The sequence below is a fragment of the Roseateles noduli genome, from assembly GCF_050626985.1.
Taxonomy (GTDB): Bacteria; Pseudomonadota; Gammaproteobacteria; order Burkholderiales; family Burkholderiaceae_C; genus Roseateles; species Roseateles noduli_A.
In genome coordinates, this window is the sequence record NZ_CP192463.1 from 648,883 (window position 1) to 664,184 (window position 15,302).

Annotated in this window: 12 protein-coding genes; 11 read left to right on the forward strand and 1 reads right to left on the reverse strand. The window is 69.5% G+C overall.

What is annotated here, in order from left to right; genetic code table 11:
* Positions 1–351: 351 nt before the first annotated feature.
* The 11 genes from ACQ4L4_RS02970 to dut all read left to right on the forward strand — a co-directional run bounded on the left by ACQ4L4_RS02970 (position 352) and on the right by dut (position 11,629).
* The gene (locus ACQ4L4_RS02970; RefSeq protein WP_431104853.1) at positions 352–1,341 is read left to right on the forward strand and encodes a BMP family lipoprotein; all 990 of its coding nucleotides are present in this window, start codon (positions 352–354) and stop codon (positions 1,339–1,341) included.
* A 25-nt stretch (positions 1,342–1,366) separates the two neighbouring features.
* Positions 1,367–2,962, forward strand: coding sequence for an ABC transporter ATP-binding protein (locus ACQ4L4_RS02975; RefSeq protein ID WP_431102709.1), 1,596 nt, complete (start codon positions 1,367–1,369; stop codon positions 2,960–2,962).
* On the forward strand, positions 2,959–4,116 hold the full coding sequence (locus tag ACQ4L4_RS02980; protein WP_431102710.1) for an ABC transporter permease: 1,158 nt from the start codon (positions 2,959–2,961) through the stop codon (positions 4,114–4,116). Before ACQ4L4_RS02975 ends, ACQ4L4_RS02980 begins: the two co-directional genes overlap by 4 nt.
* On the forward strand, positions 4,109–5,074 hold the full coding sequence (locus ACQ4L4_RS02985; protein ID WP_377155848.1) for an ABC transporter permease: 966 nt from the start codon (positions 4,109–4,111) through the stop codon (positions 5,072–5,074). Before ACQ4L4_RS02980 ends, ACQ4L4_RS02985 begins: the two co-directional genes overlap by 8 nt.
* Before the next feature lie 2 nt (positions 5,075–5,076).
* Complete coding sequence (gene cdd / locus ACQ4L4_RS02990) at positions 5,077–5,523, forward strand: cytidine deaminase (RefSeq protein ID WP_377155846.1); 447 nt, start codon at positions 5,077–5,079, stop codon at positions 5,521–5,523.
* A gap of 46 nt (positions 5,524–5,569) precedes the next feature.
* On the forward strand, positions 5,570–6,427 hold the full coding sequence (locus ACQ4L4_RS02995; RefSeq protein WP_431102712.1) for a purine-nucleoside phosphorylase: 858 nt from the start codon (positions 5,570–5,572) through the stop codon (positions 6,425–6,427).
* Positions 6,428–6,552: 125 nt separating this feature from the next.
* Entirely contained in the window at positions 6,553–7,317 is a 765-nt protein-coding gene (deoC, locus tag ACQ4L4_RS03000; RefSeq protein ID WP_431102713.1) for a deoxyribose-phosphate aldolase, read from the forward strand.
* 143 nt (positions 7,318–7,460) lie between these two features.
* Positions 7,461–8,780: a thymidine phosphorylase gene (gene deoA / locus ACQ4L4_RS03005; RefSeq protein ID WP_431104854.1), complete on the forward strand. Its 1,320-nt coding sequence runs from the start codon at positions 7,461–7,463 to the stop codon at positions 8,778–8,780.
* A 157-nt stretch (positions 8,781–8,937) separates the two neighbouring features.
* Positions 8,938–9,711, forward strand: a complete 774-nt coding sequence (gene trmB, locus ACQ4L4_RS03010; protein ID WP_431102714.1) for a tRNA (guanosine(46)-N7)-methyltransferase TrmB — start codon at positions 8,938–8,940, stop codon at positions 9,709–9,711.
* 169 nt (positions 9,712–9,880) lie between these two features.
* Entirely contained in the window at positions 9,881–11,110 is a 1,230-nt protein-coding gene (coaBC, locus tag ACQ4L4_RS03015) for a bifunctional phosphopantothenoylcysteine decarboxylase/phosphopantothenate--cysteine ligase CoaBC (protein WP_431102715.1), read from the forward strand.
* Positions 11,111–11,179: 69 nt separating this feature from the next.
* Positions 11,180–11,629 (forward strand): dUTP diphosphatase, encoded by a 450-nt coding sequence (gene dut / locus ACQ4L4_RS03020; protein WP_431102716.1) that lies wholly within the window; start codon positions 11,180–11,182, stop codon positions 11,627–11,629.
* Positions 11,630–11,908: 279 nt separating this feature from the next.
* Here the strand turns inward: dut and ACQ4L4_RS03025 are convergent, their stop codons facing one another.
* Entirely contained in the window at positions 11,909–15,301 is a 3,393-nt protein-coding gene (locus ACQ4L4_RS03025) for an amidohydrolase family protein (RefSeq protein ID WP_431102717.1), read from the reverse strand.
* Position 15,302: the final 1 nt, after the last annotated feature.

The following is a 15,302-nucleotide window of genomic DNA, read 5'->3' on the forward strand; positions in this document are numbered from 1 at the left end:
GGGGGCGACCGCAGCGAGACGAGGCGACGTCGCCTCGCCCGAAGTCAACGAGCGCCAGACGGACCGAGGTCAGCCAGTGGGAGTGGGGCCGGAATGACTCTGGGGGTTCCCGGAGGGACGCCCCCTGAGTCGTGGAGAGCCCGCGCCTGGCAGATCGGCGTCGAGCAACGCAGGCACAAGACGTGCTACTCGATAGCGGCATTTCCAGCGTGGCGCCATGACTCCGACCAGGGAGCGACCTCCTGGAAATGACGCCCCCGCAAACGTTTAGCGTTTACCTTGAGGTGGCTTACACTCGCGCCTTCTTAGAATGCCCGGCTGCTCCTCACCTTCGCATCGAGACCGCAAATGATGAAGTCCTTCCTGTCGTTCTCCCCCATCGCGGCTGGCTTGGCCTTGGCCCTGACCGCCGGCGCGGCGGCCGCGCAGACCACCCCGGCGGTGATCTTCGACATGGGGGGCAAGTTCGACAAGTCGTTCAACGAGGCCGCGTACCGCGGCGTCGAGCAGTGGAAGAAGGACACGGGCGGCAAGTATCTCGAGTTCGAGATCAGCAACGAGACCCAGCGCGTGCAGGCGATCCGCCGCATGGCCGAGCGCGGCGCGAGCCCGATCATCTCGGTGGGTTTCGCCCAGGCCTCGGCGCTGAACCAGGTGGCCAAGGACTTCCCGAAGACCAAGTTCGTCATCATCGACGAGAAGGTCAACCAGCCCAACGTGCAGTCGGTGCTGTTCAAGGAGCAGGAAGGCAGCTTCCTCGTCGGCGCGCTGGCCGCGCTGACCAGCAAGACCGGCAAGGTCGGCTTCGTGGGCGGCATGGACATCCCGCTGATCCGCAAGTTCGAGTGCGGCTATGAGCAGGGCGCCAAGGCGGCCAACGCCAAGGTCGAGGTCTTCAAGAACATGACCGGCACGACGGCCTCGGCCTGGAACGACCCGACCCGCGGCGGCGAGCTGGCCAAGGCCCAGTTCGCCAAGGGCGTGGACGTGGTCTTCGCCGCGGCCGGCGGCACCGGGGTCGGCGTCTACCAGGCGGCCAAGGATGCCGGCAAGCTGGCCATCGGCGTCGACAGCAACCAGAACCACATCCAGCCCGGCACGATGCTGAGCTCGATGGTCAAGCGCGTGGACGTTGCCGTCTACAACGTGCTCAAGGAATGGAAGCCCGGCATCAGCGTGCTGGGCCTGAAGGAAGGCGGCGTCGAGTACGCCGTCGACGCCAACAACGCCAAGCTGATCGCTCCCGCGATCAAGACCCGGCTGGACGCGTACAAGGCCGACATCATCGCCGGCAAGATCAAGGTCGCGGACTACATGGCAGACAACGCCTGCAAGAACTGACCCCTCGCGAGCGAGCGTTCCTGACATGACACAGTCCCCACGCGGCGCCGCCGCGCCCGCGGTCCGTCTGTGCGAGATCTCCAAGCGCTTCGGCGCGGTGCAGGCCAACCGGGCGGTGAGCCTGGCCGTCGAGCGCGGCACGGTGCACGGCCTGGTCGGCGAGAACGGCGCCGGCAAGAGCACGCTGATGGCCATCCTCTACGGCTACTACCACGCCGACGAGGGCCACATCGAGGTCGACGGCCAGCGCGTCACCATCGCCAGTTCGCAGCAGGCCATCGCACTGGGCATCGGCATGGTGCATCAGCACTTCATGCTGGTGGATACGCTGTCCGCGCTGGACAACGTGATGCTCGGCGCGGAGCCGGCGTTCTTCCTGTCCCGCGCGAAGCGCCAGGTGCGCCAGGAGCTCGAGGCGCTGATGCGCGACACCGGCCTGACGGTGCGTCTGGACGCGACCGTCGCCGACCTGCCGGTCGGCGAGATGCAGCGGCTGGAGATCCTGAAGGCGCTGTACCGCGGCGCGAAGATCCTGATCCTGGACGAGCCGACGGCGGTGCTGACGCCGCAGGAAACCGACCAGCTCTTCGAAGTGCTGCGCCGCCTGCGCGAGCGCGGCACGACCATCCTGCTGATCACGCACAAGCTGCGCGAGGTGATGGCGCTGTGCGACGCTGTGACCGTGATGCGCGCGGGCGCCGTGATCAAGACCTGCGCGATCGGCGAGACCAGTCCCGAGGACCTGGCCGAGAGCATGGTCGGCCGCAAGGTCAACCTGGGCCGCGACGGCGGTGCCGTCAAGCCCCCGTCGGACCAGCCGGTGCTGAAGGCCGGCGGCCTGACCGTCGCCGGCGACAGCGGCTCCGGCGTGCACCTGCTGAGCAACGCGACGCTGGCGCTGCGTCCGGGCGAGATCGTCGGCGTGGCCGGTGTTTCCGGCAACGGCCAGAGCGAGCTGCTGGAAGTCCTGGCGGGCATGCGCGCGCCGGACGCCGGCACGCTGCACGTCGCGGGCCGCGACTTCCGCCCGACGTCGTGGATGGATCCGCGCACGGCGCGTGAGCTCAAGCTCGCGCACGTGCCCGAGGACCGCCACGCGCTCGGCATGGTGCTGAGCTTCCCCGCATGGGAAACGGCCGCGCTCGGTTATCACGAGCAGGACGCCTACCGCGCCGGCCCGATGGGCCTGGGCATGAACCAGCGCCACCTCCGCGCTCAGACCGCGGAGATGATGGAGCGCTTCGACGTCCGCCCGCGCAACGCGGAGCTGGGCTCGTCGAAGTTCTCCGGCGGCAACCAGCAGAAGCTGATCCTGGCGCGCGAGATCGGCCAGAGTCCCGCCGTGCTGCTGGTCGGCCAGCCGACGCGCGGCGTCGACATCGGCGCGATCGAATTCATCCACAACCAGCTGCGCCGGCTGCGCGACGCCGGCTGCGCCATCCTGGTCGTCTCCAGCGAGCTCGACGAGATCCTGGCGCTGGCCGATCGCGTGATCGTCATGAACGCCGGGCGCATCACTGGGGAGCTCGCGATCGACGAGTGCTCCGAGAAGAACCTGGGCCTGCTGATGTCCGCTTCCCCCACTCACGAGAAGGCCGCTGGCGCGGCCGTGGCCCCATGAGCAGCCAAGCCTTGCAGATGCCGCGCTGGATGGACCTGGTCCTCCTGCCGCTGTGGAACCTGCTGATCGCGCTGGCGGTGGCCGGCGGCGTGGTGCTGCTGATCGGCGCGAGCCCGATGCAGGCGCTGTCGGTGCTGCTGGAAGGCGCGCTCGGCAGCGCGCGTGGCCTCGGCTACACGCTGTACTACACGACCACCTTCATCTTCACCGGCCTCGCCGTCGCGGTCGCCTTCCACGGCGGCCTGTTCAACATCGGCGGGGAAGGGCAGGCGACGCTGGGCGGCATCGGCGTGGCGCTGCTGTCGCTGTGGCTCGCGCCCAAGCTGCCCGGGTTCGTGATGATCCCGCTGGCGATCGTCGCGGCGGCGCTGTTCGGCATGGTGTGGGCCGCGGTGCCCGGCTACCTGCAGGCCTGGCGCGGCAGCCACGTGGTCATCACGACCATCATGTTCAACTTCCTCGCGGCCAGCTTCAACGGCTACCTGCTCGTGAACTGGCTGCGCCCGAACGGCTCGATGTCGGTCGAGAGCGATGCGTTCGCCGACTCGGCGCGCATGCCGGCGGTGCATGAGCTGCTGGCGAAGGTGGGCATCGAATGGCCGTCCTCGCCGCTGAACCTGTCGATCCTGCTGGCCGTCGCGGCCTGCGTCTTCGTCTGGTGGTTCCTGTGGAAGAGCCGCGCCGGCTACGTGCTGCGCGCGGTCGGCTCCAACCCGAGCGCCGCGCACTACGCCGGCATCAAGCCGCGCTGGCAGGTGCTGGCCGCGATGGGCCTGTCGGGCGCGTTGGCCGGGCTGGTCGGCGTCAATGAGATCGCCGGCGTGCAGGGCAAGCTGACGCTGGACTTCGTTGCGGGCGCGGGCTTCACCGGCATCGCGGTGGCGCTGATGGGGCGCAACCATCCGGTCGGCATCGTGCTGGCCTCGTTGCTGTTCGGCACCTTGTATCAAGGCGGCGTCGAGGTCTCGTTCGAGGTCCCCGGCTTCAGCCGCGAGATGGTCGTGACGGTGCAGGGCCTGATCGTGCTGTTCGCCGGCGCGATGGCGATGGTCAGCGCGCCCATGTTCGCGAAGCTGTATGCGGCCGTGGCCCGCAAACGCGGCGCAGGCGTTGCAGGCGGCGCAGGCGTCGCTGGAGGGAAGTCGAATGGATGAGGTCCTGATCGGCTCCGTGCTGGCGTCGACGCTGCGCGTCACCACGCCGCTGCTGTTCGCCGCGCTGGCCGGCCTGCTGTCGGAGCGCTCCGGCGTCGTCGACATCGGGCTGGAAGGGAAGATGCTGTCCGCCGCGTTCGCCGCGGCGGCGGTGGCCAGCGTGTCGCACTCGACGACGCTGGGCCTGCTGGCCGCGATCGGCGTGGCCATCGCGATGTCGATGATCCACGGCTTCGCGACGGTGACGCACCGCGGCGACCAGGTCGTCTCCGGCGTCGCGCTCAACATGGTGGCCGCCGGGCTGACCGTGGTGCTGGGCATCGCGTGGTTCGCGCAGGGCGGCCAGACGCCGCCGATCGGTGCCGAGCAGCGCATCACCGGCTTGCTGCCGCAGTGGGCCGAGCCGACGCCGGGCAGCTGGGTGGCCTCGGTCATCGGCCACGGCCTGCTGAGCCACAACGCGCTGGTCTACCTGGCCTTCGCGCTGGTCGTCGTCGTGTGGTTCTTCCTGGAGCGCACCCGCCCCGGTTTGCGCCTGCGCGCGGTCGGCGAGAACCCGGCGATGGTCGACGCGGCCGGCGTTTCCGTGCCGCGGCTGCGCTACACCGCGCTGGCGCTCAACGGCATCCTGTGCGGCCTGGGCGGCGCCTACCTGACGCTGGCGCAGAACGCCTCGTTCTCCCCCAACATGACCGCGGGCCGCGGCTTCATCGCGCTGGCCGCGATGATCTTCGGCAAGTGGAAGCCCGTGCCGACGCTGTGCGCCTGCCTGCTGTTCGGTTTCCTGGACGCCGTCGCGATCCGCCTGCAAGGCGTGTCGCTGCCGGGCATCGGCGAGGTGCCGGTGCAACTGATCCAGGCGCTGCCCTACATCCTGACCGTGGTGCTGCTGGCCGGCTTCATCGGCCAGGCGATCGCGCCCAAGGCGCTGAGCAAGCCCTACGTGAAGGAGCGCTGATCATGAGCGCGAACCAAAGCCTGATCGCGGCGATCCCGCTGCCCGCCGACGTCATCGAACGCCTGCTGAAGGCCGCGCTCGATGCGCGGCAGCATTCGCATGCGCCGTATTCGAAGTACTTCGTCGGCGCCGCGGTGCTCGACGAGCACGGCCGCATCCACGCCGGCTGCAACATCGAGAACGCCGCCTACCCGCAAGGCTGGTGCGCGGAGACCAACGCGCTGGGTCACATGATCATGGGCGGCGGGCGCGTGGCCCGCGCGGTGATGGTCACCGGCGCGGGCTCGGAGATCATCACCCCCTGCGGCGGCTGCCGCCAGAAGCTGCGCGAGTTCGCGCGGCCCGACGACCTCATCGTGATCGCGGGCGACGCCACCGGCGTGCGCGCGCACTGGACCCTGGAGCAGCTGCTGCCCGCCAGCTTCGGTCCGGATCACCTGAAGCCCTGAACATCCCAATCGACGCGGCCGTCGTGGCCGCGACAGGAGAACGAACATGTCCATCCCCCTGCAAGGCGCCGAGCTCGACGCCGCCATCACCGCCAGCATCGCCACGCTGAAGTCGATCTTCGGCGAACAAGGGCCTGAAGTCGCCGTCGTGCTGGGCTCCGGCTGGTCCGGCGCCGTCGACCAACTGCAGGACGTGCAGCATTTGCCGTACGCGCAGCTGCCCGCGTTCCCGCAGCCCAAGGTCGAAGGCCACGTGGCCGAGATCGCCGTGGGCCGCGTCGGCCAGCAACGCGTGGCGATGCTGCGCGGCCGTGCCCACACCTACGAGAGCGGCGACTGCACCGGCATGGCCGGCGCGATCCGCAGCCTGAAGGCCTGGGGCGTGAAGGTGCTGGTGCTGACGAACGCGTCGGGCAGCCTGCGCTCGCACCAGCCGCCGGGCAGCCTGATGCTGATTTCGGACCACATCAATGCGCCGCAGCGCTCGCCGCTGACGGGCCTGCCGGGCAGCGACCGCTTCTGCGACATGAGCGTCGCCTACGACGCCGAGCTGCGCCAGCAGGGCTTCAAGATCGCCCGCGAGCACAACATGGTGCTGACCGAGGGCGTGTACGTGTGGGCCGTCGGCCCGCACTTCGAGACGCCGGCCGAGATCCGCATGTTCGCCGCCTGGGGCGCGGACGCGGTCGGCATGAGCACCGTGCCGGAGACCATCCTGGCGCGTCACGCGGGCCTGCGCGTTGCCGGTCTTGCGCTGATCACCAACATGGCCGCGGGCATGTCCGACGAGGCGCTGACGCACGCGCTGACGCTGCAGCAGGCGAAGGTCTCGGGCGACCGCGCGGCGGCCTACCTGGGCCACTACTTGGCCTCGTTGGCGACGCTGGAATCGCTCAAGGCCTGAGCGGCCGGGAGCGAAGATCGGGACGCGCCGCGTCCCGGTGGCCCCGTGTCCACGGACGTGACGGGCCGCGGCGGTCGCGCGCGACCTTCAGGGTAGAGCAGTAGGAGTAGTCGATGAAGTCGGAGATGAGTCTCGAACAAGCGGCGCGCCTGGCGCTGCAATGCCTGGACCTGACGAGCCTGAACGACGGCGATACCGCCGCCGACATCGAGGCCCTGTGCACGCGCGCGATCGGCGCGCCGGAGCGCGGCCACGTCGCCGCCGTGTGCGTGTGGCCGAAGTTCGTCGCGCAGGCGCGCGCCGCGCTGCCCAAGGACATCCGCGTCGCCGCGGTCGCCAACTTCCCCGATGGCAGCCTGGATCTGCCGCGCGTGCTGGCGGAGATCGACGCGATCGCGCAGGCCGGCGCGCAGGAGGTGGACGTCGTGCTGCCGTACCGCGCGCTGATGGCGGGGCAGTCGACCGAGGTCGGTGAATTCCTGTCCGAGGTCCGGCATGCGACGCGGCCGCTGACGCTGAAAGTGATCATCGAGTCGGGCGAACTCGGTTCGACCGCGCGCATCGCCGAGGCCACGCGCCAGGCGCTGATGGCGGGGGCGGACTTCGTCAAGACGAGCACCGGCAAGACCAAGGTGTCGGCGACGCCCGAAGCGGCCGTGACGATGCTGCGCGAGATCGCCGGCAGCGGGCTCGGCAACGCGGGCTTCAAGGCCTCGGGCGGCATCCGCTCGGTGGTGGAGGCCCGCGCTTATCTGCAGCTGGCGGCGGAGGCGCTCGGCGCCGCCGCGCTGACGCCGCATCGCCTGCGCTTCGGCGCGAGCGGGCTGCTGGGCGACATCGAGGCGGTGCTGGCCGGGCAGGGCAGCGCGGCGGTCAGCGCCGCGTACTGAGGCGCCGAAGAAGCGCTGAAGCACCACTGAAGCAGCGCTCGACAAGCGCACGGGAAGCGCTCAAACAGCGCGCAAGCCGCGACGACCCGCCCCGACCGACGAGGGGCGGGCGCACAACGACAACACATCGAAGGGACGCGGCGATCATGCTGGCGCAGGAAATCATCCGGACCAAGCGCGAGGGGCGCGCGCTGGACGAGACCCAGATCGGGCACTTCGTGCGCGGGCTGGTGGACGGCAGCTGGAGCGAGGGCCAGGTGGCCGCGCTCGGCATGGCGGTGTTCCTGCGGGGCATGGGGCGCGACGAAGCGGTCGCGCTGACGCGCGCCATGATGAACAGCGGCCGCGTGCTGAGCTGGCCGGACATGCCGGGCCCGGTGCTGGACAAGCATTCGAGCGGCGGCGTCGGCGACAAGCTGAGCCTGATGATCGCGCCGATGGTGGCGGCCTGCGGCGGCTACGTGCCGATGATCGCGGGACGCGGGCTCGGGCATACGGGCGGGACCGTCGACAAGCTCGAGGCCATCCCCGGCTACACGACGACGCCGGCGCCGGCCGACTTCGACCGCATCGTGCGCACGCTGGGCTGCGCCATCATCGGCCAGACCAGCGATCTGGCGCCGGCCGACAAGCGCTTCTACGCGGTGCGCGACATCACGGCCACGGTGGAGAGCGTGCCGCTGATCACCGCGAGCATCCTGTCCAAGAAGCTCGCGGCCGGGCTGCAGGGCCTGGCGATGGACATCAAGTGCGGCAACGGCGCGTTCGCGTCCACGCCGGAATTCGGACGCGAGCTCGCGCAGAGCATCGTCGACGTGGCCGGCGGCGCGGGCCTGCGGACCCGGGCGCTGATCACCGACATGAACCAGGTGCTGGGACAGGAAGTCGGCAACGCGCTGGAAGTGCGCGGCGCCATCGACTACCTGACCGGACGCCGGCCACGCGAAACCCGCACCCATGAACTCACGCTGGCGCTGTGCGCCGAGATGCTGGTGCTGGGCGGCATCGCGGCCGACACGGCCTCGGCGCGCGTGAAGCTGCTGGCGGCGCTGGACAGCGGCGCGGCGGCGGAACGCTTCGCGAAGATGGTCGCGGCGCTCGGCGGCCCGGTGGATCTGCTGGAGAGGCCCGAGGTTCACCTCGCGGCAGCGCCGGTCGTCCTTCCGATCCCGGCACCGCGCGCGGGCCGCATCGTCGGCATGAACACGCGCGACCTCGGGCTCGTCATCGTCGAGCTCGGCGGCGGCCGCCGCCTGCCCGGCGATGCGCTCGACATGCGCGTCGGGCTGGACCGCTTCGCGCAGCTCGGCGATGTCGTGGCCGCAGGCGATCCGATCGCCTTCGTCCACGCCGCCGACGAGGCCTCGGCCGACCGCGCCATCGCGCAGGTGCTCGCCGCCGTCACCATCGGCGACGCGCCCTCCTGGACGCCAGCGCCGCTCGTCATGGCGGAACTCGGCTGAGACCGAGCACGTCTGCGGGACCCGGTGCCGGCCGCCCTCATACGCTGCACATGTTCCGCAAATCGGTCGGCCGGCACCGGGTCCCGCAGACCGGACGAGTCAGGTGATCGGGCCTCGGGCTCGGTAGAATCCCGGCCCTCGATTCCTGATTCCCGACATGTCCGATTCCATCGACCCCATCGACCATCCCATCGACAGTGACGACGCCAGCGACAAGGCCGGCACGCCGGCGGCGGGCGAGGGCGTCAACCATCCGAAGGCACGCATCCGCAGCTTCGTCGTGCGCGCCGGTCGCATGGGCACCGGACAGGTCAAGGCGCTCACGGAACTCGGACCGACGTTCGTGCTGCCGTTCAAGCCTGAAGCGATGGACTACGAGGCCACCTTCGGACGCAAGGCGCCCGTCGTCTTCGAGATCGGCTTCGGCATGGGCGGCCCGACCGCCCAGATCGCGCAGACCCTGTCCGGCGTCGACTTCATCGGCTGCGAGGTCCACGAACCCGGCGTCGGCGCGCTGCTCAAGCTGATCGGCGAGCAGGACATCCCCAACATCCGCATCTTCCAGCACGACGCCGTCGAGGTGCTGGACGGCATGATCCCCAAGGGCTCGCTGGCCGGCGTGCACATCTACTTCCCCGATCCGTGGCACAAGAAGCGCCACAACAAGCGCCGGCTCGTGCAGCCGCCGTTCGTCGCCAAGCTGGTGCAACACCTGGCCCCCGGCGGCTACCTGCACCTGGCCACCGACTGGGAGCCCTACGCCCAGCAGATGCTGGAGGTGCTGCGCGCCGATCCGGATCTGGAGAACACCTCGACCCGCGCGGACGGCTACGCCGACAAGCCCGAGTACCGCCCGCTGACGAAGTTCGAGAACCGCGGCCTGAAGCTGGGCCATGGCGTGTGGGATCTGGTCTTCAAGCGCAAGGTCTGACCCGCCGACTGCTCCCATCGTCGAGGCAAGTCACTCATCGGGCCCGTCGGGGCGAGTTCCCCCACCGCGCCCGGCGCGGCGGGAACGTGCGTGACGAAGGTCAGGCACGGAAGGACCTGCAAGGGCTTTCAGGCATCGCCAAAAGGTCGCGCTGGTAGAGTTCCTTCCTATGTCCGAATCCAACTCCCTCGCCGGTCGGCACGTCCTCCTGGGCCTGTCCGGCGGCATCGCCTGCTACAAGATCGCCGAGCTCACGCGGCTGCTCGTGAAGGCCGGCGCCACGGTGCAGGTCATCATGACGGAGGCCGCCGAGTCCTTCATCACGCCGGTGACCATGCAGGCGCTCTCCAACCGCCCCGTCTTCACCAGCCAATGGGATGCGCGCCCCGACAACAACATGGCGCACATCAACCTGACGCGCGAGGCCGACGTGATGGTGATCGCGCCCGCCAGCGCGGATGTCATCGCCAAGCTGGCGCAAGGCCGCGCGGACGATCTGCTGTCGCTGACGGCGCTGGCGCGTCCGGCGCACAAGTGCGCGCTGCTGCTCGCCCCGGCGATGAACCGCGAGATGTGGGCGCATCCGGCCACGCAGCGCAACCTGGCGCAGGTGCAGGCGGACGGCACGTTGGTGCTGGGTGTCGGTTCCGGCGACCAGGCGTGCGGCGAAGTCGGCGACGGCCGCATGCTGGAGCCGATGCAACTGCTGGCGCACGTGGTCTCGCATTTCCAGCCGAAGGTGCTGGCCGGACGCAAGCTGCTGATCACGGCCGGCCCGACTTACGAGGCGATCGATCCGGTGCGCGGCATCACGAACCGCTCGAGCGGCAAGATGGGTTTCGCCGTCGCGCGCGCGGCGGCGGAGGCGGGCGCCGAGGTGACGCTGGTCGCCGGCCCCGTGCACCTGCCCACGCCGCTGGGCGTGACCCGCATCGACGTGCAGAGCGCGCGCGAGATGCTGGACGCGGTGCTGCCGCGCGCCGCGACGCACCAGGTCTTCGTCGCCACGGCGGCGGTCGCGGACTGGCGGCCGGCGCAGACGGCCGAACACAAGATCAAGAAGAACGCCAAGGCCGGCGAGGCGGTCGCGCCCGCGCTGACGCTGGCGGAGAACCCCGACATCCTGGCGACGGTCGCCGCGCTGCCGCATCCGCCGCTGTGTGTCGGCTTCGCGGCGGAGAGCCAGGACCTGATCAAGCACGCGCGCGAGAAGCGCCAGCGCAAGAACGTGCCGCTGATCGTGGCCAACATCGGCCCGGCCGCCTTCGGCCAGGAAGACAACGCGTTGACGCTGGTCGACGCGCGCGGCGAACGCGAACTCTCGCGCGCCGACAAGCTGACGCTGGCCCGCGAGCTGGTGCGCGAGATCGCGCAGCGGCTGACGACCTACGGCGCCTGAAGCCGAGGCCGCCTTCAGCGACCTTCAGATCTTCCGATTTCCCTTTCGACCGCTTCTTCGACTGATTCCATGACCACCATTGATCTGAAGGTGCTCGACCGCCGCATGGCCGAGCAACTCCCTGCTTACGCGACGACCGGCAGCGCCGGCCTGGACCTGCGCGCCTGCCTCGACGAGGCGATCACGCTGGCGCCCGGCGACACGGTGCTCGTGCCCACGGGTCTGGCGATCCACATCGGCGATGCGGGCCTGGCGGCGATGATCCTGCCGCGCTCGGGCCTGGGCCACAAGCACGGCGTGGTGCTGGGCAACCTGGTCGGCCTGATCGACTCCGACTACCAGGGCCAGTTGATGGTCAGTGTGTGGAACCGCGGCAAGGACACGTTCACGATCCAGCCGATGGAGCGCATCGCGCAGATGGTGATCGTGCCGGTGGTGCAGCCCACCTTCCGTGTCGTCGACGACTTCGACGCGTCCTCGCGCGGCGAGGGCGGTTTCGGGTCGACCGGCAAGGCCTGACCCCATTCACCCTTTTCCAACCTGACTGGGACTCGGACTCGGACGTTGAAGTCGACTCGGACACCGACACCGACACCGACTTTGCAGTTGGACCGGTCAATCGCAGACTGGAGTCAGCGAGAGTGAGTGGGGCCGGAATGGGGCTTGGGGTTCCCGGAGGGATGCCCCATGCCCCGTGGAGAGCCCGCGCTTGGCCGACCGGGGTCTGCCCGCGCTCGGCTAACCGGAGTCCAGCCGTGCTGGGCTGACCGCGGTCTACCCGCGCATGGCCGACCGGGGTCAATCCCCGTGCCCGTGTCCTTCTTCGACGCCTGCAGCCATCGCATCCACCGGCGCGCTCGCATTCGCCCCATCGAAGAAGAACGGCTTGCGCGCCTTCTTCGCTGGCCAGACCTCGTTCATCGACGGGATGTCGAAGACGCGGCCGCCTTGCATGACCTGGCTGATCCGATCGCTCTGGCGGATGTCCTTCAACACGTCGCCGTCGATGATGACCAGGTCCGCGAGCTTGCCCGCCTCCAGTGAGCCGATGTCCTTGTCCAGGCCGAGGTAACGCGCCGGGTTGAGCGTCGCGGTGCGGATCGCCTCCAACGAGGTCATCCCACCCAGGCCCATCATCCACATTTCCCAATGCGCGCCGAGCCCTTCACGCTGCCCGTGCGCGCCGATGTTCACCGGCACGCCCGCGCGCTGCAGCTCGGTCGCGGTCTTTGCGACCTGGATGACGTTGAAGTCTTCCTCGGGTGCGGTTTCGCGGCGCACGCTGCGCGGCTCCAGCACGGCCTTGGGCACGAACTTGCTGAGGATCGGATGGCGCCACACGTCCGTGCGCGCGTACCAGTAGTGCTCGCCGTCCAGTCCGCCGTAGGCGACGTTCAGCGTCGGTGTGTAGCCGACCTGGGTCTGCGGCCACAGCTGCTTCACGTCGTCGTAGACCTTGGCCACCGGCAGCGCGTGCTCCACGCCGGTGTGGCCGTCGACGACCATCGACATGTTCAGCTGGAACAGCGAGCCGCCTTCAGGCACGACCATCATGCCGGTCTCGCGCGCGGCTTCGAGCACCTGCTGGCGCTGATCGCGCCGCGGCTGGTTGTAGCTCTTCACGCTGATCGCGCCGGCCGACTTCAACCGCTTCAGATGCGTCTGCGCGTCCTCGAGGCTGTTGATCACCGCGGAGAAATCGGCCTTCGCGCCGTACAGCACCGTGCCCGTCGAGAAGATCCGCGGGCCGACCACGCGGCCCGTGCGCTGCATCTCCGACTGCGTGTAGATGTCGCTGGTGCGGTTGGACGGATCGTGCAGCGTCGTCAGGCCGAAGGCCAGCGACGCGTAGTTGATCCAGCTCTGCTGCGGGACGATCTCGCTCTCGGCCATCGTGCCGTGCCAGTGCGCGTCGATGAGGCCCGGGATCACCGTCTTGCCGGCCGCCTGGATGGTTTCCGTGCCCGCCGGGATCGTGACCGACGCGCGCGGCCCGATCGCCGCGATGCGGTCGCCGTCGACGAGGATCGCGCCGTCCTCGATCACTTCATCGGGCTTGCTCGCGCTCATCGTGACGATGCGCGCGCCGACGATCGCGATGCGGCCCTTGGGCTTGTCGGCGGTCAGCGTCAGCTTGATCGGCGCGCCGCGTTCCGCCGGCTTGAAGCCCGGCTGCAGCGCCTGCGTCAGCGGCACGGTGAAGAGCTCGTTGCCCAGCGCGTAGTGCAGCGCATACGGCTGCGACTTGCCGTCGCCCGACCACTGCAGGTCGTCGCCCGCGTTGACGTCGAGCTTCTTCACCGGCATCGCCTCGGCCTTCGGGCCGACCGTCTGCAGCTTGCCCGCGGGCGCGAGCGGCGTGACGTAGGTATGGAAGCGCTCCGTGAAGCCGAGCCACTGGCCGTCCGGCGACACGGTGAAGCGCGTCGCGAATTCGCTCTTGGCGACGGCGAACTCGCTGCGCTCGACCAGGTTCAGGCGCACCAGCTGGTGATTCGAATCGACCTCGCCCGTCGTCTGCTTGCGCGTGACGTAGAGCGTGTCGTTGTCGGCGCCGAACTGGGGCGCCTCGCCGTCCTTGGTGACGCGGCGCGGCTGGCCCTTGCCGTCTGCAGCGGCGACGTAGACGCCGGGCTCCAGGCTGTTCCAGGGCGAGGTCAGGAAGCCGCCCTTGGCCTTCTGATACGCGACGGTCCTGCCGTCGGGCGAGAAGGCCGGCGACAGGTACTTGCCGGGCTCCGGCGTGACGATCGTGTCGCGGGCGCCGGCGAGGTCGAGCACGCGCACGCGGCCCTGGTCCGCGTCGGTCCAGCTCACGTAGACGAGTTGCTTCCCATCGCGCGAGAACGCCGGGAAGTACTCGAAGCGTTCCGTCTGCGACGTGAGTCGGCGCGCTTCGCCGACCGGTTGGCCGTCGCGCAGCTCGCTCGTGTAGAGATAGCCGGCGGACGAGAACACCACGCGTTTGCCGTCCGGCGAGACCTTGACCCAGCGCAGCATCTTCGAGTCGAAGGTCGCGGGCGCGACCTCATGCGCGAAGCGCAGGGCGGGCGTGATCTGGCGCTCGTCCTTCACGTGGAAGGGGATCTCCGCGGCGCTGGACTTGAACGGATCGATGCGCCAGAGCTTGCCCTGCGCCCAGGCCACAACCTGCTTGGAATCGGGCATCCACGCGATGCCGGGGTACACGCCGTGCACGGACCAGGACTCCTGCAGGTCGCGTTCCATGCCGGTCCAGGCGGGGAATTCGCGGCCGGTCTTCAGGTCCTTGAGGAACAGCGTCGTGCGGCTGCCCGAGGCGTCGCGCAGGCGGCGGATGAAGGCGAGGTACTTGCCGTCGGGGGAGGGCGTCGGCCGGATCGCGCCGCCGGGGCCGGTGACGAAGGGCTCGTTGGTGCCGTCGGTCAGGTCCTGGCGGTAGATGCGGAAGATCTCGCCGGTGCTGTCCTTGTTGTATTCGAACTGGCGGCCCGGCGTACTGTCCTGCGAGTAGTACAGGTACTTGCCGTCCGGCGAGAGCGCGGGCTCGCCGAGGTCCTTCTGCCAGTTCGGCTTCTCGTTGAGCTGCTGGCCCTTGCCGCCGTCGAGGTGATAGAGCCAGATCTCGCCGCTGCCCAGCGAGCGGGTGCCGGTGAAGTGCTTGCGGGCGGCGATGTACTTGCCGCTGGGATGCCAGACCGGGTTGTTGAGCAGGCGGAAGTCTTCGGTCGAGATCGCGCGGGCGTTGGAGCCGTCGGCGTTCATGACCCAGATGTTGTCGCCGCCGCCGGCGTCGGAGACGAAGGCGATCTGCTTGCCGTCGGGGGAGAAGCGGGGCTGCATCTCCCAGGCGATCGAGTGCGTCAGCGCCTTTGCTTCGCCGCCGCCGACAGGCATCACGTAGAGGTCGCCGAGCAGGTCGAAGACGATCTGCCGGCCGTCGGGGCTGACGTCGACCGACATCCAGGTGCCGGTGCGCACGTCGATGTTGGCGATCTTCTTCTCGCCGGGGGGCTGGTTGACGTTCCACTTCGCGGCGGGCGCGGAGGCAGCCGCGGCGGGCGAGGGCGCCGCTGCGGGAGCGTCAGCGGCGAAAGCCGCGGCCTGCAGCGCGAGGCCAAAAGCGATCACGCCCGCGCGCGCGGGCGTGACGGTGAAGGCGTTCAGGACGGTCGTCGGCGAGGCCTGCTTCGTGAGCATCTTGTTCGTCATG

Coding starts and splice junctions, on each gene's coding strand:
- ACQ4L4_RS02975 (WP_431102709.1), top strand. CDS start 1,367: ATGACACAGTCCCCACGCGGCGCCGCCGCGCCCGCGGTCCGTCTGTGC.
- ACQ4L4_RS02970 (WP_431104853.1), top strand. CDS start 352: ATGAAGTCCTTCCTGTCGTTCTCCCCCATCGCGGCTGGCTTGGCCTTG.
- dut (WP_431102716.1), top strand. CDS start 11,180: ATGACCACCATTGATCTGAAGGTGCTCGACCGCCGCATGGCCGAGCAA.
- ACQ4L4_RS02995 (WP_431102712.1), top strand. CDS start 5,570: ATGTCCATCCCCCTGCAAGGCGCCGAGCTCGACGCCGCCATCACCGCC.
- coaBC (WP_431102715.1), top strand. CDS start 9,881: ATGTCCGAATCCAACTCCCTCGCCGGTCGGCACGTCCTCCTGGGCCTG.
- ACQ4L4_RS03025 (WP_431102717.1), bottom strand. CDS start 15,301: ATGACGAACAAGATGCTCACGAAGCAGGCCTCGCCGACGACCGTCCTG.
- ACQ4L4_RS02985 (WP_377155848.1), top strand. CDS start 4,109: ATGGATGAGGTCCTGATCGGCTCCGTGCTGGCGTCGACGCTGCGCGTC.
- trmB (WP_431102714.1), top strand. CDS start 8,938: ATGTCCGATTCCATCGACCCCATCGACCATCCCATCGACAGTGACGAC.
- cdd (WP_377155846.1), top strand. CDS start 5,077: ATGAGCGCGAACCAAAGCCTGATCGCGGCGATCCCGCTGCCCGCCGAC.
- ACQ4L4_RS02980 (WP_431102710.1), top strand. CDS start 2,959: ATGAGCAGCCAAGCCTTGCAGATGCCGCGCTGGATGGACCTGGTCCTC.
- deoC (WP_431102713.1), top strand. CDS start 6,553: ATGAGTCTCGAACAAGCGGCGCGCCTGGCGCTGCAATGCCTGGACCTG.